We start from the raw sequence: 24,099 nt of genomic DNA, 5'->3' as shown, positions 1-24,099 counted from the left end.
TTTATTTATTCACACAATATTGAGATAAAGCATCCCGCATTTCAATAGGAATCGGGGTGCTTTTTCGTGTCAGGCGATCCACAAAGACATGTACGAAATGACCTTGTGCAGAGGCGATATCATGCAACGGTTTAAAAATTGCCAAATCGTATTGCATGGATGAATTGCCAAGTTTGGAAATGACCACGCCGACTTCAATAATTTCAGGATAAGAAAGTTCCTGAAAAAAACTGCAGGCTGAATCGACGACCAATCCAATCACGGGGGAAGATCGAATATCAAAGCCTGCTTTTTCAATCAATAAAGCATTGGCTGCGGTATCAAAATAACTGTAATAGATGACATTATTGACGTGACCATAGATATCGTTATCTGACCAACGGGTTTGAATGAGTAAGAAATATGAAAAATCTGCACGTTGTTTGGGTATTTGCTTCATGGTGATTTTATTTTCTATAGGTCATTTATATTCAGTTGTACTGTTAAAAATAAATGAGTGCAAGCCGGTAAAAACAAGGTCATTTACGCGTAAGTAAATGACCTTGTGATATTTTTTTATTTATACAAATTTTTGATTTCAATAAAAACTGGTTAAAAAGGGGGTAATTATGAATATAAATTATGCATAAACCGCTTCATAAATCTGTCGGGCATCCTGTAACTGCAGTTCACGCGGATTATTTTGTAAAAGCCGAGTTTGCAACATGGCATCACTGGCTAATTGCTCAAGCTTATTTTGCGGAATATTCAAATTTTTCAGTTTTAAGATCAAACCGCTTTTATCCAGATGATTTTGCATATGATCAATAAATAAATCGCATAAACCATCGGTACTGCCGGTACTTTTTGGATCTAGCCAGCACATCAATTCAGCATAGAGTTGCTTTGCACTGGGCGTATTAAACTTTAAAACTTCGATCAATACCAAGGCATTGCTATGACCATGGGAAATATGGAAATGTCCCCCTAATGGATACGCCAGTGCATGTACTGCCGCGACTGGAGCATTAGCAAAGGCTTGACCGGCAAGCATTGAACCGACCAGCATATTTTGACGTGCTGCTAAATTCTGTCCATCTGTCAATACTAGGCTTAAATTATTATTGAGTAGCCTGAGTGCCTGTTTGGCCAGCATGTCTGCATAAGGATTCTTTTTAATTTTTGATGTGTAGGCTTCAATTGCATGCACCATCGCATCGATGCCTGTTGCCGCAGTGATGTGGGCAGGCAAGTTTTGGGTAAAGGTGGCATCTAGAATGGCGACATCAGCAAATAAAACTGGAGAGACAATCCCGGTTTTTGTGGTTTCACCTGTAGTGACAATAGAAATAGGGGTGACTTCAGAACCAGTACCTGCCGTGGTTGGAACTAGAAATAATGGTAGTCTTGGATTTTTAGCATTATTGATACCGTACAAATCTTGCAAGGTTTGATGTTGCGCTGGATGAGCCAAAATGGCGATGACTTTTGCGACATCCAAAGAACTTCCGCCACCAAAACCTAACACGATATCTGCCTTTTCATTTTTCGCGAATTGAACTGCATCTAAAACAATATGTTCAGGTGGGTCCGCTTGAACGCTAGAATAAATCACATAATCAAGTTGAATGGTTTCTAAAATTTCAATAATCGGTAAGTGTAATTGTTGCTGAATCATACCTGCATCAGTGATCAGCAACAGCTTTTTATAGGACTGCTGTTGCAACAATTGCCTTAACTCATAGATCGAGCCGAGCCCTGAAATAATATTCGAGACGGTCTGAAATTGAAAATGGCTCATCTATTGCATCCTTTTTGATATCAAATTCAAGATTATTGTTTTAGCGTTCTATAGGATTCATCCCATAAATAACTTAACATACGATATCTGAAAATAAAGCAGTTATTGAGGTTGTTATGTCATCCAAAACGCCATATAAGGTGTTATGTGTGTGTTTAGGAAATATTTGTCGCTCTCCTACGGCAGAAGTTGTACTTAGATATTTTTGTGATAAACATCAACTGGATATTGTGATTGATTCAGCGGGAACCAGTAATTACCATCCGGGAAAAGCACCCGATGAGCGTAGCCAGAAACATGCCTTAAAGCGTGGCTATGATTTATCAGCCTTGCATGCACGCCAATTAAAGCTTCAAGATTTTATTGAATTTGACCTGATTTTGGCTATGGATCATGAAAATTTATCGAATATTCAAGATCTTTTTGCACAAGCACATGTCGAGTATGGTGTAAGTCAAATTCGGACAAAAATTGCATTGATGAGTGAATACGATCAAACTTATCTTAAACAGGCCGTACCAGACCCATATTATGGCGGGGTAGATGGTTTTGAGCGTGTACTCGATCAGTGTGAATCGAGTAGCTTGGCGTGGGTCAATATTTTTACACAACAGTTCAAACAACAGATAGATGTGAAATAAAGGTTTAAGCACATGAATATTCATACTCAAATTCAACTTAAGCTTTTTAATACCTTAAGTCTTGATGCGACTGCATCGCATTACATTAAAGTTCAATCGCAACAGGAATTGGTCGATGCCTTAAATTATGCCAAGCAACAGCAGTTAAATATTTTGATTCTGTCGGGTGGTAGCAACATGTTATTGCCCGAATATATTTATGCACTGGTACTTCATATGGATATTCAGGGCATTGAATTTGTCAGTGAAGATGAACACAGCAAGACTGTTCGGGTGGGTGCAGGTCAAATTTGGCATGACTTTGTTTTATGGACTACAGAGCAAAATTTATACGGTTTACAAAATCTTGCTTTAATTCCAGGTTTGGTCGGTGCATCGCCAGTACAAAATATCGGAGCTTATGGTGTTGAGGCAGGTGAATTTATTGAATCGGTTCAGGTTTATGATCGCCAGTTAGAAAAATTTAACCTTATTGTTGCTGCAGACTGTGATTTTTCATATCGGCATAGTATTTTTAAAGATGATCCGAATCGTTTTGTGATTACTCATGTGACTTTTAAATTGCTTAAACATCCAAATTTAAAGCTGAACTATGGTGATCTTAAGCAAGCGGTAAGTGATGAGCAAACGGCTGAAAACTTGCAAAAACAAGTAATTCAAATTCGTCAAAGCAAGTTGCCAGATCCCAAAGAATATCCTAATGTGGGAAGTTTCTTTAAAAACCCGATTATTTCAGAACAACTTTATGATCATTTAGCCCTATCATTTCCGAATTTACCCCATTATCCTCAAACAAAAGGTGGCATTAAAATTGCGGCAGGTTGGTTGATTGATCAATCAGGCTGGAAAGGCAAGCAGCTGGGTATGGTCGGGATGTTTCATAAACAAGCCTTGGTTTTGGTGAATTATGACCGGGCAACTTTGGCGAATGTGAAAGCCACTTATCAGGCTGTACAACATGATGTTCAGCAAAAATTTAACATTTTATTAGAACCTGAACCGGTCCTGTTTGATGAAACTGGTTTAATTCGTTCACATTTGGAATAAAAATTTATGGCGAAATCACATTGGATGGTCCGATGGGTACAAATAGCATCCGTGTTATTTGTTCTTTTCGGCTGTTTCATGTTTTTAATTTATTCGCCATTTTATTCAGGTTGGGTGGTGAAAGCCCTGAACAGTCTTGTTCCTGTTGAAGTCAATCAAGTGGCTGCGAAAAGTCAACAAATGGCTGCATTGAGTGAGCATGAAAGTTTAGAGCCAGGTTCTAGATTATGGATTGCTCGCCAAGCCTATTTAAAGTTGATGGAAGAGGCGATTCAAAGCAAGAATTCAGAAAATCTGACTGTGATTCAGGCGCGTTATAAAGCCTTGCAACACATGATTGAAGACGCGCAACAACGGGAAAATGAGCATGAAGAAAAACCGCGTATTCCCTTGCTTGCAAAACCTCTGGATGGTGAGATAGAGCCAGAAGATCCTACTCAAGCGGTCAAAGATTTATTGGACTTAAACAGCACTGAAAATCAAGCGTTGATGGAGAAATATATAGAATTTCTTCGCACGCATAAAATTGAACAGCAGCAGGTCGCGCAAGAGCCTGTCGATGAAACCATTTATCAGGATATTGCCCTTATTCACGAACAGAATCAACCACCGCTACAAAGTTCAAAACCCTACGCCATTGTAGTATTAGGTGGTGGACTGACTTTAGATAAAAATGGTAAAGATATTGTGGTGAATGACTACACACGCTTGCGTTTAGAAAAAACTTTAGCCATTGAAAAAGAACATCGGCTGCCGATTGTACTCAGCGGTGTAGAAGCGCCGTATATGCAGCGCTGGTTAAAAGAACATGATGTAGATGCGAAATTGCTTGAAGATCGCAGCATGAATACCTGCGAAAACTCGCGTTTTAGCTCGTTGTTATTGCAAAAAAAAGGTGGAGCACCACGGGTGATATTAATTACCGACCGTTATCATATGCCGCGTACGCGTCGTTTATTTGCATTAAATGGTATTGAAACTGTACCTGTTGAAGCGCCCATGCCGACACATCTGACACACTGGCGTCCAAGTAAACAAAATTATGATCATAGCCGCCGTGCCAATTATGAAATGTTAGCCACGATTCGTGATGTCTGGTTTGGTTCCAGTGATTGTCGGGAGGTGCCTTAATGCCAGATATCCCATTTTTAAATCCCAGTATTTTAAAACAGCTGGATTTACCGATTCCCAGTCGGGAAACCACACCTCAATTGCTTGAAGCTTTAAACCTGAATAAGCCTTATCAACCGTCCGTGGAGATTCAGGCTTATCGCAAGTTATATGGCATGCATTTACTGGATTGTGAGCATTGGCAAGGGTATGTACAAATGCCCTTGTTTAAATTGCATGTACAGGTATTCCAGCCGAATTTAGCCAATATTGATGTTAATAAAATACGCGGAACGGTGTTCTTACTGCATGGTTATCTGGAACATAGCGGTATTTATCAGCCGATTATTCGCGAATTACTAGAACAGGGTTTTAGTGTTATCACCTATGATTTGCCCGGTCATGGTTTAAGTGATGGCTCACCTGCAAACATTAAGAACTTTGATCATTATCAGCAGGTTTTACATGCTGTTTATCACTACGTTAAAAATGCCAGTCAACTGCCTAAACCCTGGTTGGGGATTGGACAAAGTACCGGTGGTGCCATTTTGTTGCATCATTTGCTCGCGTTTGCGGAGCGCCGTGAAAACCCTTATGTGGAGCGTGTTTTATTACTTTCTCCACTGATTCGACCTGCAAAATCGGCCTGGTGGCATAATTCTGTAGGTTTGGGCATTATTCGACGGATCAAGCGTCAAGTACCCCGTCATTTTAGACGCAATAATCATAATCCCGAGTTTCTACGCTTTGTGCGTTTAAAAGATCCGCTTCAGCCTCGTATGATGGGCATGGACTGGATTTTGGCCATGTCAAGATGGATGCTTGAGATGGAAGCACGTCCGGCATGCCGCATTCCTGTATGGTTGGCACAAGGCGCGCAAGATCAGACTGTGGACTGGCGTTATAATATTGAGTTTATTCGTCGCAAGTTTCGGTTACAGACCTTGTTGATGCTGGAAGAAGGTTCACATCAGTTAATTAATGAACGCGCGGATATTCGTGCGGCATTGACGGGTTTAATTCCGGCATTTTTACATGCACAAAGTTCCGATGGTTATTATTAAATTTCACTCAATTAGCATAAAAAAAGAGGTCATATTGACCTCTTTTATATTGAAACTCTTGGCTTATTTATAGGTCATGCAAAGTTTAAAATTTCTCTGCATCGGCCAAATTCCACATCCGAAAGTAAAAATTTTCATCATTTGTATTTTCACAGCAGAGCAATTCGCCTTCTTTTAACCAGAAGTGTAATTGCGCATAATTTTTAATTTCCCGGTCGTTAATACGCTGTGCCAAATGGTGAGCCTTAATATCCGCTGGGTGTTTTAATCCTGCTGCGGCAATCATTTCTGACAAAGCCAGCATGGTGTTTTTATGAAAGTTGAATACCCGTACAGCTTTGGTTGGAACATGCAGGGCTGTTTGGCGTTCTTTATCCTGTGTTGCAACCCCCACAGGACACTGGTTGGTATGGCAACTTTGTGCTTGAATACAGCCGACAGCGAACATAAATCCACGTGCTGAATTCACCCAATCTGCACCAATCGCCATGATACTGGAAATATCAAAAGCACTGATAATTTTACCACTTGCCCCCACTTTAATTTGCTTGCGCAAGCCTGCACCAACCAGAGTGTTATGCACAAATAGCAAGCCTTCCCGTAAAGGCGTCCCTACATGATCAATCAATTCAATCGGCGCTGCACCCGTACCACCTTCAGAACCATCCACTACAATAAAGTCTGGCACAATTTTAGTTTCCAGTATGGCCTTAACAATACTCATAAATTGCCAGGGCTGTCCAATACACAGCTTGAAGCCAACCGGTTTTCCGCCCGATAATTCACGCAACTGTTGAATAAAATACATCATTTCAATCGGCGTATTAAAGGCTGAATGTTTAGAAGGAGAGACACAGTCATGCTCACGACTGATGCCACGAATTTCGGCAATTTCTTCTGAAATCTTGCTTTTAGGTAAAATGCCGCCATGTCCGGGTTTCGCCCCTTGCGATAACTTGATTTCAATCATTTTGACTTGCGGTAGCAGGGCTTGTCGGGTAAATTTTTCCGGATCAAATTGGCCATCCAACGTACGGCAGCCAAAGTAGGCACTGCCAAGTTCCCAGACAATATCGCCACCATTTTCCAGATGATAAGGGCTAATACTGCCTTCACCCGTGTCATGGTAAAAATTCCCCATTTTCGCTCCCAAATTTAAAGCGCGTATCGCATTGGCACTTAAGCTGCCAAAACTCATAGCGGAGATATTCATAATGGAAGCACTATAGGGCTGCTGACATTGATGATTGCCAATTTGAATACGAAAACTTTCAGGGTCGGCAGCTTTGCACGGCGTTATTGAATGGGTAATAAAACGATAGTCTTGTTGATAGACATTAATAATGGAACCAAAGGGTTTGTCGGCATTTTGATTCTTTGCCCGCTGATAAACCAGGTTGCGTTGCATACGTGAAAATGGCAGGGCATCCTGATCGGCTTCAATAAAATATTGCCGAATTTCAGGACGGAAATCTTCAAAAATAAAGCGAAAATGTCCCATGATGGGATAGTTTTTTAGAATGGAATGTTTGTTTTGTAAGATGTCATATAGGCCAACGAGGGTCAGAATTCCTGAAATCAGCCATAAAGAATTCAGCAAGGTATCGGAAATAAAATAATAAATATAATGCGGAGCATACACAATCCGGAACCAGCTAATAGTTAATGCAATGAAAATAAAACTAAACCAGACTGAGTAACGGGAGAAAAAAGTATTTAAAAGTCTATGTCTGATGATTTGGGCTGGAACTGGCATTCTCATGTTTTCCATCGAATGATACATAACATGAATCTGCCCATTTTATAGATTCTTCACAAGTTCTGATTTGTAAAACCATACTTTTACTCAATAGAGCGAGGGTATGTCACCAGAGTCATCATTCATTCTTTTACTGAATAATATAGTTGAAATAAAATTCTATCCTGCACTTAAGAAAAATTGAACAAAGAGAAATTTAAGTATAGTGGGTATGAATTGAATGAGATAGAAATCCAGAAAAAATGCTTAATAAAAAAACAGCTTAAAATTGCTGATCTTATGATTTCTAAATAAGCAGTTTATGCACTAAATTGGTTTTACCTAATCAGTAGAAGGAATTTCTATAACGATGAAATCAATTCGATATAACAGCGGAGATTTGGCGTGCTAAAGCATACTATTTTCTGCTCCATGGATAAAATCATTCACTATCAAGCTTTGGATGGGGGAACAAAGCTTGATGTTCTTTAAGCCCGCAGGATGACAATAAAAAATAGATCCAAATAAAAATATTCTCCAGTCCCAGTTATTGGGACTTTTTTTATTTCAGTTATTTTATTTAATTTGCAATTTCATGTACTGCATTTGAAACTTCAATCGGTTCGATATGCTGAATCTTGTTGCCAAAACCTCTTAGCCACCAGACCAGTTGCGAGGTAAAAGGTACGCTTGCAGTAATTTGAGCTAAACCATTGTCCAGTTTTTGGATGGTCTGATCTTTACTCAGCTGACTTTCATCAAAATAATGGGCATCTTCTTCAGTCATGATCAGTTTCAAAGCGATATTTTTAGTCGGCTGGTTATAGTCGACTCTAAAGCCTAGGGCGCCTGAATCAATATAAGCATCAATATCAAAGTTAACCGGATGCATTGCACGTGAGTTTAAAACAATGGCTGATTTAAAACGGTGCAAGGCAAAGGTCTGAATGTCAGTTTTATCATGCCGGGTACAGATTAAATAAATAATTGCACCTTTTTGTACCAAAGCCAAGGGATTTAAAATATAGGTTTTTTCTTCACTTAAGTGACTACGTCCCTGATAAATACATTCCAGTTGTTTATCTTGAAGCAAGCCTTCGTAAATGGCCTGCTGCGCCAGTTTATCCACCACAGGCGGAATAAGCGGTTGGGTGGCGGGAACAATACGAACCCGGTTAATCCATTGTCGTACATTGTTCTGAGTTGATAGGCTGCGACGTGCCAAGTCGAACCACGGGTTCATTTCCTCAATCAGGCTTGGTGGCAGCAAGTGTTTTAAATGTTCTTCGACCATCATAAACGTGACTGCCTGAGAGCTGGTCATATGCGGCAAGCTTTGAATAGGGGCATCTGAGCGCCAACGCCAGCCTTGAGGTACGGTTTTGCTGCTTTCAATAGGAAAACGCAGCGAGATCTGGTTTAAGTCACGCTGAATGGTGCGTAAGCTGATATCTATACCTTCACGTTGCAAAATTTCCTGTAATTCCCGGGTACCCATCCATTTCCCGGTAGAAAGACGAGATAAAATTTGCCATTGTCGGTACAGGCTGTTCGAGGTTTCTTTTTCTTGTGAGGACATAACTTAAATTAAAAATCGAGTAGCTTGTTTATATCTGCATTGAATGCTGAACACAATAAAAAACCTAAAATTTTTCGCAAGTCTTCTTATCAGGCTCGTCTATATTTTGAAACATGGTTGAACGAAACTGCCATTGAATCGCACTTATTTTGATGAATAAATACACAAGGCGACAAATGGATTGTTCATTGGCATATTTGTTGCATTATTTCATTCAAATAAAAAACAATTAAGAGGGTTGTATGCTTAAAGAAAAGGATCGGCCAGATTTAACATTAACGGTTGAAAATTTTAATCATCCTTTAGGAACCACTATTCATTCCTCTATAGGAGAATATAAGAACCATTCGAAAATAAGCGGTTTATTTCAGCAGTTTAAATCTCATTTTTTTAATGAAATGGTGGATGATCAAACCATGTCAGGGGAAACCTGCAGCAAAATCGAACATTGGTTATCCCAGCATAGCATTGATGAATTAAAGTCATTAAACCAGACAGCGAAAGATCATTTTTTGTATGAGGGTATTACCTTTACGGTCTATGGTGAATCAGAAGGGATTGAACGAACCATTCCTTATGATTTAATTCCGCGGGTGATTGAGAAAAAGCAATGGAATAAAGTAGCACTCGGTTGTTCGCAACGGGTACGTGCGCTGAATTTGTTTTTGCATGATATTTACCATCAACAAGATATTTTAAAAGCCAATATTGTGCCTGAGCTGCAAGTGCTGACGCATGAAGCTTATCAACCGCATATGTATGAACACGACTTAAAAGGTAAAATTTACAGTCAGATTAGCGGGATTGATATTATTCGCGACCGCCATGGCGAGTTTTATGTACTGGAAGATAATTTAAGAACGCCATCTGGTGTGTCCTATATGCTGGAAAGTCGTAAAATCAGTCAGAAACTCATGCCCGATTTATGCCAGCAAAATAAGATTATGGGTATTGAACAATATCCGCAATTACTCAAAGAAATTCTGGCTGAGAATGCCAATGTCGATAAGCCCTTTATTGTGGTGTTAACGCCTGGACGTTATAACAGCGCATATTATGAACATTCGTTTCTGGCAAGGGAAATGGATGTACCTTTAGTGACATCACGTGATCTTTTTGTAGAGAACGATAAGGTTTATGTCAAAACTATCCAGGGAAGGCAGAAGGTTGATGTAATTTATCGACGGGTGGATGATGCTTATCTAGATCCATTATGTTTTATGCCGGATAGCACTTTAGGGGTGGCGGGCTTAATGTCAGCCTACTTGAGTCACAATGTTGTGATTGCAAATGCACCCGGTACCGGTGTGGCAGATGATAAATCGATCTATCCCTATGTCGATAAAATGATTCATTTTTATTTGGGTGAACAAGCAATCTTAAAAAATGTTCCTACTTACCAATGCCGAGAAGCTCAAGACCGGGATTATGTTTTATCTAACTTGGAGCAATTAGTTGTAAAAGAAGCCCAAGGTTCAGGGGGATATGGCATGCTGATTGGTCCGCAAGCCTCAAAAGTTCAAATTGAATCTTTTAGAGAAAAAATTATTGCTACACCGAATTTGTATATTGCGCAGCCAACTTTGGATTTATCCGTTTGCCCAACCCTGACCGATTTTGGAGTGGCTGAGCGTCACATCGATTTGCGTCCTTTTGTCCTCAGTTCACCTTATCGGACAGAGATTGTTCCTGGTGGTTTAACACGTGTAGCCATGCAGGCAGGATCTTTAGTAGTGAATTCTTCACAAGGTGGTGGAGTTAAAGACACATGGGTGGTCGATAATCTTCATTCTTAAACATCTAACCATGGGAAAGAAATCATGATTTTATTAAATAGTAATGCTCAACATATTTTTTGGTTAGGTCGATACTTAACGCGTATTCAATATTTGTGTAGTCAGTTTCCCTTTCATAATAACCAAGACGCATTGGAATATGCGCATGCATTTTGCTTGCCGGCTTTTGATGCAAGCTCACTGAATTCGTTATTGCTTGATGCAGACCAACCTTCATCTTTTACTCATCAGTTCCAGTATGCTAAAGACAATGTACAAGATTTACGTGGCGTATTTTCTGCAGAAGCTTATGCAGAGCTCAATCAGCTGATCAAAAATGCCACTGAAAATGCGGCTTATATTTGTGATGTGGCGGGAGAATGTCAGGATATTTTGGAAGCGGAATCTGAATTTATCTTTTTATTTTTTAGTTTGGGACAGAATATAGAGCAGCTGGATCGACAGCTTCGACTGAAGCAAGATCAAACCATAACACTACAAAATATTGATAAAACAGTGGATTTATTGAACCAGATGGGATGGGATAGACTGGATAATGCATGGCAGCAACTTAAGCTAAAACCGGACAGTATGCATTTTTATCATTTTAGTGATCATATTCAATATCTATTTGAGGTAGATGTATGAAGCTAATGATTAATCACCAAACCCATTATCAATATACTGATCAAGCGCGTAACAGCATTCAATATATTAAGATGACTCCGACTACAAATCTACATCAGCAAGTACAGGCTTGGAATGTGAGTGTACCGGGTGAAAAACAAGTTAAATCTGATGCTTTTAATAATGTGTGGATTACCAGTTCGCAGCGCCAACCTTACAGCCAGATGACGATTATGGCACAAGGTATTGTTGAGATAAATCCGAATACCCAGTTTGGAGTTGATATAGCCATCAATCCCAAATTATTTTTACAGTCCACGCCTAGTACAATGTGCAATGCAGAAATGAAAAGTTTTGCCGAGTGTTACGTTCCTCGGCGGAATCGAGGCAACTTAATGGTTTTATCGGAAGCCATACTCAATTATATTCCTTATGTACCTAATCAAACTTCTGTACAAACCTCTGCTATTGATGCCTTTGAATGTAGGCAGGGCGTGTGTCAAGATCATAGCCATGTGTTTATTGCGATGTGTAAGCATTTAGGCTTACCCGCACGTTATGTATCAGGTTATTTATTTGTACCCAATACCTCTCACCTCGCAAGTCATGCTTGGGCAGAAGTATTTCTTGAAAATTCGTGGTATTGTTTTGATACCAGCAATCAGTTGTTTGTGCCTAATTCGCATATATATGTGGCAATCGGTCGAGATTATTGGGATGTTGCACCAGTAAGAGGCATAAGAGAGCGCGGTGGTATTGAGTCGATGAACTCTATTGTTCAAGTACTCGCTTGCTGAAAAATTTAAAGGTCATAAGGAGTTTCTCATGACTTATTGTTGCGCGCTACGTTTAAAAGATGGCCTGGTCTTTGTTAGTGATACGCGCACTAATGCGGGTGTAGATCATATTTCGGTATTTCGTAAACTCTATACCTTTGGTGTGGAGGGCGAAAGATTTGCCACGATACAAACCTCTGGGAATTTAGCGACAACCCAAGCGGTTATTGGGCATTTGAACAATCACTTGGAACTTAATCAAGAACCCAACTTATATAGTGTGAATACCATGTTCGAAATGGCTGACTTGGTGGGTCAGACATTAAGAAAAGTCATTGCTGAAGTTACTCAAGAGACACATGCTCAAGAACAGAGTAATTATTATTGTAGTCTTTTACTGGGTGGACAAATTAAAGGTTCAGAAATGGAGCTTTATAATATTTATCCGCAAGGTAACTTTATTTGTGCAACAGAAGATACGCCTTATTTTCAAATTGGGGAAAGTAAATACGGAAAACCGATACTGGATCGGGCGTTATTTTATGAAATGCCCTTAGATGAAGCAGTCCGTTGTAGTTTGATTTCCTTTGATTCTACTTTACGCTCCAATGTGTCAGTCGGAATGCCATTAGATACAATCGTTTATCAAAAAGATTCATTGCATATTCCGAATGGAAAAAGGATCTATGAAGAAGATCCTTATTTTAGACAATTGAGTAAGCAATGGTCCGATACTTTGCGCCGTGGCTTACTGAAACTACCTATTCCAACAGATGATTATTTAGATTAAACGCCTGCTATTCATAGCTAGAAAGTATCCGCTATATTTCATTCAATGGGAAAATTAATAAATTCCATTGGATGTTTTTCTCGTCTGTAAAGAATAGTCCTTATTTAAAACAACTAGAAGGTATAGGTTATGATATTTCAGATGTGTTATGCCAGTAAAAAAACCTCAAATGACGAAACCATTTTAAAAGATCTGCGGGATATCTTAAGCGAAGCTAGAGATTTTAATACCCAATATCAAATTCATGGGGTTTTGTATTATGCCGATGGTTATTTTTTTCAATGTCTAGAAGGTGAAGAAAAGCATATCCGGATGCTTTTAGAGAAACTGGAAAAGGATTCCAGACATCACGCAATCGTTTTACTTAAAGCCTGTGCAGTAAAAGAAGGCAATTTTTATAATTGGTCTATGAAATATGTGGCGCGAAATAGTGGGATACAAAACTATTTTAAATCTCTGGGTTATCATTGTTTTACGCCAACTGAGTTGAATGAAGAAAGCTTGGAGGTATTCTTGAGCTTTTTATATAATGTGCAGCATAGCGTGGCTTAATGATTGAATTAAAAAACCCAAGTAACAACTTGGGTTTTTATAAATATAGGAGTTTATTTTCTTATTGGACGGGCACTTAGGCGACACAAGAGTTCATAACCAATCGTACCATTGGCTTCTGCAACATCATCGACTAATCGGTTTTTACCCCAAAGCTCAATTTCTGTACCAATTTTCGCATCTAAATCTGTGATATCAATCGCGATCATATCCATAGCAACACGACCAATTACACGTGTTGGTTGACCTTTAATCGCCACATAATTCTGTTTAAGAAAAGAACGCGGGTAACCATCACCATAACCAATCGAAACAATGGCTAAATCCATTTCTTTTTCAGCGGTAAATGTGGAGCCATAACCCACAGATTCACCGGCGTGAATATGGTTTAAAGCAATGATTTGAGCAGTAAAAGTCATGACTGGTTTAAGGTCTAAATCATGTACCGATTTATCTGCAAAAGGTGATGCACCATAGAGCATAATCCCGGGACGGACAAAATCAAAATTCAATTCAGGCCATTTATAAATGGCTGCCGAATTACAGCAAGAACCCATGATCGGTGCACAAGCATCTTTGACTTGAAGAAATTGGTTCTTTTGTTGTTCATTTAATGGATGGTTTTCTGCATCCGCATTGGCAAAGTGCATCGCTAAAACACAAGTAAAACCTTCGGCTTTAAGTGAATTAATGACTTCAATAATTTCTGGTACTTTAAAACCAAGACGGTTCATACCACTGTTGAGTTTGACCCAGACTTTTAAGTTTTTGCCGATATAAGCATTTTTATAGCTTCGTAACCATTCGAGTTGTTGCTGGTGATGGACAACGCATTCAATGTTATTTTCAACCACAATCCGCATTTCATCTTCAGAGAAAATACCCTCGATAAGGGTGATCGGCTGTTGATATCCCAGCTCGCGAATTTCAAGTGCTTCTTCAAGGCAGGCCACACCAAAAGCATCCGTTCCACTTAAGGCTGCTAAACAGTCTTTGATTCCATGTCCGTAGGCGTTGGCTTTAACCATACTTACAATTTGAGCAGTTGGTGCAAGTTGTTTAACACGGTTTAAATTATATTGCAGCGCTTCTCTGTCAATATAAACTGTTGCTTGGCGCACCCTAGTTACTCCTTGGGGTTACAATGAAACCTTACAGTAATTTGAATAAATCACTTATAAGCTACGATCAGAATAGTATGGATATGCTTGTAATCTCACTTAAAGTAGAGTGAAGAACTAAAGCAGAATAGAGTGCCATATTGTATTCCTATGGCTGAAAATAAACACTAACTTAAAGTATATTTCAATTAAAATTTAGATAGCATTGTTTGATTCTATTATTAAAATATCCAGGTAAATGGCATTACTTTTATCTTTATGATATTTAAATGAAATGAGTTATAGAAAAATATGTTGAGCTGAAATCATGGTTTCAATCAACATCATTTTAAGCTCAGGTCTAAAGCAAAATAGTCAGCTAAAAAAACGAGGTTAGAACCTCGTTTTTTTATTGATTATTCATCATCATTGTATTGAGCATAAAACTCTGGTGACAGGTTGCTGAATCTGGTGTATTGACCTTCAAAAGCCAGACGCACTGTACCAATAGGGCCGTTACGCTGTTTACCAATAATAATTTCGGCAGTACCTGCTTCTTTAGATTCTTTGTTATAAACCTCATCGCGGTAAATAAACATAATCAAATCGGCATCCTGCTCGATTGCACCGGATTCACGAAGGTCAGACATCACAGGGCGTTTATTTGGCCGGTTTTCCAGCGAGCGGTTCAACTGTGAAAGGGCAATCACAGGACACATCATTTCTTTAGCCAAAGCTTTTAAGCTTCGTGAAATTTCCGAGATCTCACCGACACGGTTGTCGCCCATGCCGGGTACTTTCATTAACTGCAGGTAATCCACCATGATACAGCCGATTTTACCGCCATGCATTTTGGCAATACGACGTGCGCGGGCACGTAATTCTGTGGGTGGAAGGGCGGATGAATCATCAATGTACAGGTTTTTTTCTTGAAGCTGTAAAATCGTACCAGTGACTTTGGACCATTCATCACCATCCAGTTTACCTGAACGCAAATGACCTTGGTGAACTTTACCATAAGCCGAAATTAAACGCATGGCGATCGAATCTGCTGGCATCTCCATAGAGAACACAAGGGCAGGCAGGTCACAGTTAAACAGCACACTTTCCACCAGGTTCATGGCAAATGTGGTTTTACCCATTGAGGGACGTGCAGCGACAATAATCAAATCACCCGATTGCATACCCGAGGTTTTATTGTCCAGTTCCAAGAAGCCGGACGTTAGACCGGTAATATTGCCTTCCATTTGAGAAAGTTCATTTAACTTGTCAAATACGTCTGCCACTACGGCATTAATGGGTTTTGGTCCTTGCGCTTTGGCATTGTTATTATGCTGTTCAGCAATGGAAAAAATATTGGTTTCAGCCAGATCCAAAATTTCACTGACACTACGGCCTTTGGTGTCATAAGCATTTTGTAAAATTTCAGAGCTGACTTTAATCATGCTGCGTAAGGTTGCAAATTCTTTAATTTTATTGGCATAAGTTTCCAGGTTGTAAAAACTGGAAGGGGAGTCTGCCATTAATTGCATTAAATATTCTTCGCCACCCACAGCATCAAGCAGGTTCTGTTTGATCAACCAGTCATTTACCAGAACAGCATCGTAAGGCGAGTTTTCCTGAGTTAATTTTTCAATGGCGCGAAAAATATATTTATGACGAGTCGCATAAAAATCATTTTCACTCAGTACATCCCCGACCTGTTCGAAAGATTCAGCCACAGTCATCAGCGCTGCAAGTACAGCTTGCTCGATGGCCAAGTTATGCGGTGGGGTACGAAACTCTTTTAATTGGCTTGACTCATTTCCTTTATTATCTACTTTAGATGAGTTAAGCGTAGCTTTGGCATTCGCCTGTGACATATAAAAACCTGATTTTAAATGCGATAAAGAAGTAATGTGAAAATTGGGATGAATAGTGAATTTTCAACGATTTTCGTCTAGACAGATCATACCTGTTCTTCAAAAAAATGCGAATCGAAAATTTCATTTAGCTAAAAACAGTAAAAATAAATTGTGTTCATTACTTTGAATGAATCTCTGGAGAAGCTATTTTGACTATTTTCAGAGATAAAAAAAGAGCATGCAAAAAGCATGCTCTTTCTCTTGCAGAAAATTACTCAGATACGATAGTAACGAGAACTTCAGCAGTAACATCATGATGCAATTGGATTGCGATGTTAAATTCACCAGTGTTGCGAAGCGCACCATTTGGTAAACGAACTTCTGCACGGTCAACTTCAAGACCAGCATTAGTTAACGCGTCAGCGATGTCACGAGTACCGATTGAACCGAATAGTTTACCTTCGTCACCAGCTTTAGCAGTGATTACGATGTTAACTTCGTTCAATTGGTCAGCACGTGCTTGAGCAGCAGCTAAAACATCAGCTTCAGCTTTCTCAAGTTCGGCACGACGAGCTTCAAAAGCAGCAGTATTCGACTCAGTCGCTGCTACTGCTTGACCTTGAGGAATAAGGTAGTTGCGGCCGTAACCAGCTTTAACTGAAACTTTATCGCCTAATTTACCAAGGTTTTTAATGCGTTGTAATAAAATAATATCCACAGCTCAACCTCACTTATGATTGTCAGTGTAAGGGATCAAAGCCAAGTAACGAGCTTGTTTAATAGCAAGCGCTAATTGACGTTGGTAACGAGCTTTAGTACCTGTAATACGGCTAGGAACAATCTTGCCGTTTTCAGTGATGTACTGTTTTAAAGTATCGATATCTTTGTAGTCGATGTACGCAACTTTCTCAGCTGTAAAGCGGCAGAACTTGCGACGACGGTAAAAACGTGCCATTAATGTTCTCCTTATGCTTCAGCAGAGTCTTGAGATTGTTGTGCTTCTTCACGTTGTGCTTTACGCGCACGTTTTTCTTCAGCACTTTTAGCAAGCAATGACTCTTCAGTAATTGCGTGTTCACGACGAATAATAACATTACGAAGGATTGCATCGTTATAACGGAACAATTCTTCTAATTCATTAAGCGTAGTTTGACCACATTCAACATTCATTAAAATGTAGTGAGCTTTATGGATTTTGTTAATTGGGTAAGCCAATTGACGACGGCCCCAATCTTCTAAACGGTGAATTTGACCTTCAGCTTCTTTGATGTGAGTTAGGTAACGTTCTACCATACCCACAACTTGATCGCTTTGGTCTGGATGTACCAAAAGTACGATTTCGTAGTGACGCATTGTCAGCTCCTTACGGTTTGTGCAGCCCCTAACTTTTGAAAAGCCAGAAGCAAGGAGTCACAACCAAAGTTGTGTCGCAAAAATTGCGAAGCGTGAATTTTAGTGGTTTTATGAAAAAATTACAAGGGAATATTTTTGTAATGATTGATTGGTATGCAAGGTGGGGACAGCACAGAGATTCAAGTAAATAAAATGGAAAGAGATATTGAATAGGTGTTTTTTTAGAGTGATGGAAATCAATGAATAAAAAAAAGATAGAGTAGAACTCTATCTTTTTTAGAAAAACACGATTTGTGTTGCTGGCGCTTGGGAGGTAAAACTAAAACATATACTGATGATCGTAATCAGGATAACCGAAAACAGGAAAAAGCGTTTTGCCCATAATTGGTCATTTTCAGCTTTAAAGCCCAGTACACCAATATAAAACCAATAAATGCATAGCACGTTTAAAATAACGAGATATAGCCAGTTTGTATAACCATATACAAATAAGGCATTCATGGCGATGGTAAATAAAACAACATAAATCAGTGATTCAATTTTAGTACGTAAAACAGAACGTGCTACAGGGAGAATCGGAATGCCTGCATTTTTGTAGTCATCGAAACGATATACTGCAATTGCCCATGAATGGGGCATTTGCCAAAGTGCATAACCAATAAAAATAAGCAGTGCAGCTAAGTCAAATTCATTACTAACAGCGGTATATCCAATCACTGGCGGGCTTGCACCAGAAATACTTCCAATAACGGTTTGGTGAATGGTTGTGCGTTTTGTCCAGAGGCTATAAAACACCACATAGACCACAAACCCAATCACAGCAAATAAAAAAGCGTACGCATTTACCCAGAACCATAAAATGCTAAAACCAATCACGCCAAGTACCAAGGCGTACACCAAGGCCACAGGAACAGAAATAGATTTTTTAACCATCGCACGGTTTTGTGTGCGCTGCATTTTTTGGTCGATGTCTTGGTCAATTACATTGTTGACCACACAACCAGAGGCAACAACCAAAGTTGTACCAAGGAGGGTAATAAGCAATAAAAGGAAATCTACAGAACCTTGAGCGGCAAGGAAATAGCCGCCCAAAGTGGTAACGAAGTTACCAAAGAGAATTCCTGGTTTAGTCAGGAATAAATACTTTTTTAGCATGACAATCAGTTTAGATCATCATGTTGTAGTGAAGGTAATTCATGATCCATACAGAACCAACCAGTAAGATTGCAACTGTAAGAATTGTATAGATGAATGCAATGACATTCCAGCGTTGTTCTGAAGAAGAGTTCATGTGCAGGAAGTAAATTAACTGTACAAGAATCTGAGCAACAGCTGTGATCGCAATCGTTGCAATAACCAGACCACGTCCAAAACCGCCTGCCATAACCATACCGAAAGGAATGACTGTAAGCAAAACTGAAAGAATGAAGCCAATGGTATATTGCTTGGTATTGCCGTGCGCTGCACCAGCAGAGTTGTGGTCATGACTCATTATAGAACTCCCATCAAGTAAACTACGCTGAATACACAGATCCAAACGATGTCAAGGAAGTGCCAGAACAAGCTTAGGCAAGCAAGACGACGAGTGTTTGGAAGAGTCAAACCATTTTTCTTGATTTGATACATCAACACAAGCATCCATACCAAACCAGAAGTTACGTGAATACCGTGCGTACCAACTAAGGTAAAGAACGCAGATAAGAACGCACTTGTAGTCGGACCATGGCCTGCATGTACAAGGTGGTTGAACTCATAAAGTTCCATACCGATGAAGGCAGCACCAAATACCCAAGTAATTGCTAACCAAGTGAGAACTTGACCAACATTTTTCTTGTATGAAGCAAGTACGGCAAAACCGAAGGTCACAGAAGAGATCAAGAGGGCGAAAGTTTCAGTTAAAACGAAACCTAAAGAATCACCAAAAAGCTCTTTAGCACTTGGAGTACCAAGAGGAATGTGACTGCTTAATACAGCGAACGCGATGAAGAGTGTCCCGAATAGGATCAAGTCACTCATCAAGTAAGTCCAGAAACCAAAGACAGTGATGTCAGTATCATCGTGATGATGATGCTCATCGTGGTCATGGTTGTCGTGATGAAGTACTTCAGCCATTGTCTTAGTCCTTCTTCAAGTGTTTTTCAAGAATCGCATAGCGTTCGTTTTCAATGCGTTCTACTTCAGCAGCAGGCACATAGTAATCCACTTTTTCAGTGAATGAACTTACGATAAACGAAACGATAGCACCAATGAATCCAACGGCTACTAACCACCAGATATGCCAGATTAAAGCAAAGCCCATTACAGTAATCAGCATTGCAATAACGAAACCAGCCGCACGGTTGGTTGGCATATGAATGTCTTCATACTTGGTAGGTTTAGCATATGCGATGCCATTTTCTTTGTCAGTCCAGAAAGTATCAATACCATTGATCTTTGGAAGATGAGCAAAGTTATAGAACGGAGCAGGTGAAGAAGTCGCCCATTCTAAAGTACGGCCATCCCATGGATCGCCAGTGTAATCGATATTGTTGTTGCGTTGTAAGAAGCCAACAATGATTTGCATTAGGAAGCATGCAATACCAAGAGCAACCAGAACAGCACCAAACAATGCAATCGATACATACGGATCCCATTCTGGATTGTCATATGTATTCAAGCGACGAGTCATACCCATGAAACCAAGGATATAAAGTGGCATGAATGCAAAGTAGAAACCGAAGAACCAGAACCAGAAAGCAGCTTTGCCCCAAGTTTCATTGAGTTTCCAGCCAAACATTTTTGGCCAGTAGAAAATGATACCTGCGAACATTGCAAATACTACACCACCAATAATTACGTTATGGAAGTGAGCAATCAAGAATAACGAGTTATGTACCAGGAAGTCCGCTGGTGGAACTGCCATTAATACACCTGTTAAACCACCGATACCAAAAGTCACGAGGAAACCAAGTGTCCAAAGCATTGGTGTTGTAAAGGTAATGCGACCCTTGTACATGGTGAATAACCAAGAGAAGATTTTCACACCAGTAGGGATGGCAATAATCATGGTCATGATACCGAAGAACGCGTTAACGTTGGCACCAGCACCCATGGTAAAGAAGTGGTGAACCCATACAACGAAAGACAATACTGTGATTGCTACAGTTGCATACACCATTGATTTGTAACCAAACAATGCTTTACGAGAGAAAGTTGCTACAACTTCTGAGTAAATACCGAATGCAGGTAATACCAAGATGTAAACTTCTGGGTGACCCCAAGTCCAAATCAAGTTTACATACATCATTGGGCTACCACCCAAATCGTTTGTAAAGAAGTGGAAACCGAAGTAACGGTCAAGTGACAACATTGCAATCGTAGCAGTTAACACAGGGAACGCTGCAATGATCAATACTGCTGTACATAAAGATGTCCAGGTAAAGATCGGCATATCCATCAGTGTCATGCCAGGTGCGCGCATTTTAATGATGGTAACAAAGAAGTTAACACCGGTTAAAAGCGTACCTAAGCCTGAAATTTGCAGTGCCCAGATATAGTAGTCAACACCTACGCCTGGAGAATATTCAATGCCTGATAGTGGAGGGTAAGCCATCCAGCCAGTTGCAGCGAATTCGCCCAGTGCAAGAGAAGCCATCATTAGACCCGCAGCACCGGCAAATAGCCAGAAACTGAGTGAGTTCAATAATGGGAAGGCAACGTCACGAGCACCAATCTGTAAAGGTACAGAGATGTTCATTAAGCCAACTACAAGACCCATCGCCACGAAGAAGATCATGATTACGCCATGGGCAGTAAAGATCTGATCATAATGTTCAGGATGTAAATAGCCTTCACCACCACCTCGAGCGAGGAACTGTTGAAGACGCATCATGATCGCATCTGCGAAACCACGAACTAACATGATTACAGATACAAAGATATACATGATACCAATTTTTTTATGGTCTACAGATGTGAACCATTCAGTCCACAAGTAGTTCCATTTTTTAAAGTAGGTGATCCCTGCAACGACTGCAAGGCCACCTAGGATCATCATCGCAACAGTCACCAATACAATTGGATCGTGTGGGATTGAATCCGGACCTAACTTACCTAATAAGCTCATGTCTTATTCCTCTACAGAAGCTGCAGTCGCATGTTCAACATTTGCATGAGTATCAGAAGCAGCAGCTTCGTGACCAGCCGTTGCTGAATGATCAGCACCGTGGTAATTACTCATGTATCTGTTAATCACTGATTCGAACAATTTAGGCTCTACTGAAGAATAATAAGTCACTGGGTGTGGCTTAGTTGGATAAGGCTTCAATGCTTCAGCAGCAGCCTTCTCTTCAGGAGTTTGAGCATTCACAACCATTGCTTCGATTTGGTGCTTAGAACGGTTACCGTCACGTAAAGCAGCAAATTCAGTTTGATCTAAAACAGCCTTTTGAATTGCATTAGGATTTACTGAAGTGCCGTTACCTGATTTAACTGCCGCTACCCATTCAGCAAACTGTGCATCTGTCACAGAATGAGCACGGAAGCGCATTTGTGAGAAGCCATAACCTGAATAGTTAGAAGAGAAACCGCGGTAGCCTTCGGCTGGGCTAGTTTCGTCTGCCAAGAAGTTCAAGTGAGTCTGCATACCCGCCATTGCATAAATCTGACCAGATAATGCAGGGATAAAGAACGAGTTCATTGTGAAGTTAGAAGTTAAACGAAGAGTAACCGGAGTTTTCTCTGGGAAGCGCATTTCGTTAACAGTCGCAATGTTTTGTTCTGGGTAGATGAAGATCCATTTGAATTGTTCAGCAATAACTTGAACAGTTAAAGGCGCTTTATCAGATTCTACCGGACGGTATGGATCATACTTGTGGGAACCCCACCAAGTTAACCACGCTAGAATACCAATAATAATGACAGGTATGCCCCATACTACAATTTCAATTGCAGTCGAGTGTGCCCATGTAGGTTTATAGTCTGCATCTTTATTCGATGCGCGATATTTCCATCCAAACCACAATGCCATAATTGCTGATGGAATAACCACCAAAAGCATTAAATAAATCGCAGTCATCATCAAGTCAGATTGACCTTGAGCAACTGGACCTTTTGAGTTTAGAAGTACCATATCACCGCCACACCCAGTCAAGAGTGCAGCCATCGCAGATAAAGACAATACAGCTAAAATTGTTTGTCTCATTTTACAACCTCGGTGAAGAGTCCCATTCCCTAATTTAATATGGGATAGCGATTAAAGTGTCGCATGATTGGAAATGTTTTTATTTTCACTTAGAAATTCTAAGAATAGAAAATCCTTCCCAATCATGAGACACCGCTACGTTGTGAGGCATTATGCCTCATATTGTTGAACTAAGCTATATGTAAAGAGGCTTTAAATGACTGTTATAAAAACCGATTTTTTTACTCGGAATTGAACTTTTCATGTAATAATTTTATTTTAATATCAATATTCTGGGAGGAAACAGGGATATAAATAATCCCTGTTTTGAGTGTGACTACTGTTTGACCACTTTGGTTTTTGCGAGCTTATCATGCAAAGTTTGGCGTTTTTCGCCAATGGCAAAAATATGGTCAATAATCGTAACAAATGGCATAAACAGCAAATTCAAAATAATGAAAATGAAACTACGTAAGGTAAATGCACGCATTAAACTTACTTTCTCACCATTTTTTGCATCCACAATTTTGATTTTGGTGAGTTTCTTGCCAATACTTTGTCCCGATTTAGCCAGCATAAATGCCTGAATTGCCAGCATGATAATGATATATACAAACATTGCCTGCCAAGCTTCTGCAGGAATAAGGACGAATAATTGCTGCTGTAACTGGACTGCCTGAGTGGATGTATCAGCGGATTGCATCTTTTGCTGAATCTCAGACAACTGGTTAACCTGTTCTGGTTTCAGAAAAAAGGATGGAATGGCAGCTGCGGGCAACCAGAGTAATAAGTCGATAATTTTTGCCAAGATCCTGGTACTAATCGAAGCAAGCTCATTATTGTATGTTGCTTTTTTTTCAAGTTGTATTTTGCTAAAACTGGAATTTTGAACAGAGCTTGGTTCAGGAAAGGGTGTGGGAGCTGTATAACCTTCAGGTTGATATACAAGTTTACCTTGGGTTAATTCACCTAAAGCCTTCCATTCGGTCATGCCTTGGTGCCAAGCCAAATCTGTAAGCAGAACTTGCTGACTAGCGAGCATTTGGTTCAACTGCTCTAAGGTGTATGGACCAGCTTGTTGATTATTACGAGCCAAGTAGATTTGCATAAATATTAAATCTCAAAACGTAAATTGGGTTTGTATAGCAAACCCCTAAATTAT

The 24,099-nt window shown here is 39.8% G+C and carries 24 protein-coding genes; 9 read left to right on the top strand and 15 right to left on the bottom strand.

Annotated elements, in window-relative coordinates; translation table 11 throughout:
• Window position 1: 1 nt before the first annotated feature.
• Window positions 2-439: an acyl-CoA thioesterase gene (locus tag ACKI4H_RS01750; RefSeq protein ID WP_407303426.1), complete on the bottom strand. Its 438-nt coding sequence runs from the start codon at window positions 437-439 to the stop codon at window positions 2-4.
• A 180-nt stretch (window positions 440-619) separates the two neighbouring features.
• Window positions 620-1,780: an iron-containing alcohol dehydrogenase gene (locus ACKI4H_RS01745; RefSeq protein WP_407303425.1), complete on the bottom strand. Its 1,161-nt coding sequence runs from the start codon at window positions 1,778-1,780 to the stop codon at window positions 620-622.
• A 116-nt stretch (window positions 1,781-1,896) separates the two neighbouring features.
• Between ACKI4H_RS01745 and ACKI4H_RS01740 the strand changes: the two genes are divergently transcribed.
• From ACKI4H_RS01740 to ACKI4H_RS01725, 4 genes are read left to right on the top strand one after another with little or no spacing between them, the layout of a single operon-like run.
• Entirely contained in the window at window positions 1,897-2,421 is a 525-nt protein-coding gene (locus ACKI4H_RS01740) for a low molecular weight protein-tyrosine-phosphatase (RefSeq protein WP_407303424.1), read from the top strand.
• 12 nt (window positions 2,422-2,433) lie between these two features.
• Complete coding sequence (murB, locus tag ACKI4H_RS01735; RefSeq protein ID WP_407303423.1) at window positions 2,434-3,468, top strand: UDP-N-acetylmuramate dehydrogenase; 1,035 nt, start codon at window positions 2,434-2,436, stop codon at window positions 3,466-3,468.
• Between the two features lie 6 nt (window positions 3,469-3,474).
• The gene (locus tag ACKI4H_RS01730) at window positions 3,475-4,599 is read left to right on the top strand and encodes a YdcF family protein (RefSeq protein ID WP_407303422.1); all 1,125 of its coding nucleotides are present in this window, start codon (window positions 3,475-3,477) and stop codon (window positions 4,597-4,599) included.
• The gene (locus ACKI4H_RS01725) at window positions 4,599-5,642 is read left to right on the top strand and encodes an alpha/beta hydrolase (RefSeq protein WP_407303421.1); all 1,044 of its coding nucleotides are present in this window, start codon (window positions 4,599-4,601) and stop codon (window positions 5,640-5,642) included. The genes ACKI4H_RS01730 and ACKI4H_RS01725 overlap by 1 nt, the downstream gene beginning before the upstream one ends.
• Before the next feature lie 85 nt (window positions 5,643-5,727).
• On the opposite strand, the gene ACKI4H_RS01720 is transcribed toward ACKI4H_RS01725, so the two are convergent.
• Window positions 5,728-7,398 (bottom strand): FMN-binding glutamate synthase family protein, encoded by a 1,671-nt coding sequence (locus tag ACKI4H_RS01720; RefSeq protein WP_407303419.1) that lies wholly within the window; start codon window positions 7,396-7,398, stop codon window positions 5,728-5,730.
• A gap of 562 nt (window positions 7,399-7,960) precedes the next feature.
• A complete protein-coding gene (locus ACKI4H_RS01715; protein ID WP_407303418.1) occupies window positions 7,961-8,959 on the bottom strand; it encodes a helix-turn-helix transcriptional regulator in 999 nt (332 codons plus the stop codon).
• Window positions 8,960-9,201: 242 nt separating this feature from the next.
• Between ACKI4H_RS01715 and ACKI4H_RS01710 the strand changes: the two genes are divergently transcribed.
• From ACKI4H_RS01710 to ACKI4H_RS01690, 5 genes are all read left to right on the top strand, one after another.
• On the top strand, window positions 9,202-10,755 hold the full coding sequence (locus ACKI4H_RS01710) for a circularly permuted type 2 ATP-grasp protein (RefSeq protein ID WP_407303417.1): 1,554 nt from the start codon (window positions 9,202-9,204) through the stop codon (window positions 10,753-10,755).
• A 24-nt stretch (window positions 10,756-10,779) separates the two neighbouring features.
• Window positions 10,780-11,382, top strand: coding sequence for an alpha-E domain-containing protein (locus tag ACKI4H_RS01705; RefSeq protein WP_407303416.1), 603 nt, complete (start codon window positions 10,780-10,782; stop codon window positions 11,380-11,382).
• A complete protein-coding gene (locus ACKI4H_RS01700; protein ID WP_407303415.1) occupies window positions 11,379-12,158 on the top strand; it encodes a transglutaminase domain-containing protein in 780 nt (259 codons plus the stop codon). Before ACKI4H_RS01705 ends, ACKI4H_RS01700 begins: the two co-directional genes overlap by 4 nt.
• A 28-nt stretch (window positions 12,159-12,186) precedes the next feature.
• Window positions 12,187-12,927, top strand: a complete 741-nt coding sequence (locus tag ACKI4H_RS01695) for a peptidase (RefSeq protein ID WP_407303413.1) — start codon at window positions 12,187-12,189, stop codon at window positions 12,925-12,927.
• 141 nt (window positions 12,928-13,068) lie between these two features.
• A complete protein-coding gene (locus ACKI4H_RS01690; protein ID WP_407303412.1) occupies window positions 13,069-13,479 on the top strand; it encodes a BLUF domain-containing protein in 411 nt (136 codons plus the stop codon).
• A gap of 53 nt (window positions 13,480-13,532) precedes the next feature.
• Here ACKI4H_RS01690 and alr read toward each other — a convergent pair whose 3' ends face one another.
• From alr to ACKI4H_RS01635, 11 genes are all read right to left on the bottom strand, one after another.
• Entirely contained in the window at window positions 13,533-14,600 is a 1,068-nt protein-coding gene (alr, locus tag ACKI4H_RS01685) for an alanine racemase (protein WP_407303411.1), read from the bottom strand.
• A gap of 395 nt (window positions 14,601-14,995) precedes the next feature.
• A complete protein-coding gene (dnaB, locus tag ACKI4H_RS01680; protein ID WP_407303410.1) occupies window positions 14,996-16,441 on the bottom strand; it encodes a replicative DNA helicase in 1,446 nt (481 codons plus the stop codon).
• 253 nt (window positions 16,442-16,694) lie between these two features.
• Window positions 16,695-17,141 carry a 50S ribosomal protein L9 gene (gene rplI / locus ACKI4H_RS01675; RefSeq protein WP_131216159.1) on the bottom strand — a complete coding sequence of 149 codons (447 nt, stop codon included), beginning with the start codon at window positions 17,139-17,141 and terminating at the stop codon, window positions 16,695-16,697.
• Between the two features lie 9 nt (window positions 17,142-17,150).
• The gene (gene rpsR, locus ACKI4H_RS01670; protein ID WP_004676982.1) at window positions 17,151-17,378 is read right to left on the bottom strand and encodes a 30S ribosomal protein S18; all 228 of its coding nucleotides are present in this window, start codon (window positions 17,376-17,378) and stop codon (window positions 17,151-17,153) included.
• An 11-nt stretch (window positions 17,379-17,389) separates the two neighbouring features.
• Window positions 17,390-17,776: a 30S ribosomal protein S6 gene (gene rpsF / locus ACKI4H_RS01665; RefSeq protein WP_004648827.1), complete on the bottom strand. Its 387-nt coding sequence runs from the start codon at window positions 17,774-17,776 to the stop codon at window positions 17,390-17,392.
• 276 nt (window positions 17,777-18,052) lie between these two features.
• Complete coding sequence (cyoE, locus tag ACKI4H_RS01660) at window positions 18,053-18,931, bottom strand: heme o synthase (protein ID WP_407303409.1); 879 nt, start codon at window positions 18,929-18,931, stop codon at window positions 18,053-18,055.
• A gap of 10 nt (window positions 18,932-18,941) precedes the next feature.
• Complete coding sequence (locus ACKI4H_RS01655; protein ID WP_407303445.1) at window positions 18,942-19,271, bottom strand: cytochrome o ubiquinol oxidase subunit IV; 330 nt, start codon at window positions 19,269-19,271, stop codon at window positions 18,942-18,944.
• Window positions 19,268-19,888, bottom strand: a complete 621-nt coding sequence (gene cyoC / locus ACKI4H_RS01650) for a cytochrome o ubiquinol oxidase subunit III (RefSeq protein WP_407303408.1) — start codon at window positions 19,886-19,888, stop codon at window positions 19,268-19,270. Before cyoC ends, ACKI4H_RS01655 begins: the two co-directional genes overlap by 4 nt.
• A 4-nt stretch (window positions 19,889-19,892) precedes the next feature.
• Window positions 19,893-21,881 (bottom strand): cytochrome o ubiquinol oxidase subunit I, encoded by a 1,989-nt coding sequence (cyoB, locus tag ACKI4H_RS01645; protein ID WP_407303407.1) that lies wholly within the window; start codon window positions 21,879-21,881, stop codon window positions 19,893-19,895.
• Window positions 21,882-21,884: 3 nt separating this feature from the next.
• Window positions 21,885-22,958 carry a ubiquinol oxidase subunit II gene (gene cyoA, locus ACKI4H_RS01640; RefSeq protein WP_407303406.1) on the bottom strand — a complete coding sequence of 358 codons (1,074 nt, stop codon included), beginning with the start codon at window positions 22,956-22,958 and terminating at the stop codon, window positions 21,885-21,887.
• Between the two features lie 316 nt (window positions 22,959-23,274).
• Window positions 23,275-24,045 (bottom strand): RDD family protein, encoded by a 771-nt coding sequence (locus tag ACKI4H_RS01635; protein ID WP_407303405.1) that lies wholly within the window; start codon window positions 24,043-24,045, stop codon window positions 23,275-23,277.
• Between the last annotated feature and the right edge of the window lie 54 nt (window positions 24,046-24,099).

The organism is Acinetobacter sp. (genome assembly GCF_045628685.1).
Taxonomy (GTDB): domain Bacteria; phylum Pseudomonadota; class Gammaproteobacteria; order Pseudomonadales; family Moraxellaceae; genus Acinetobacter.
This window is presented reverse-complemented; position numbering and strand designations above follow the sequence as displayed.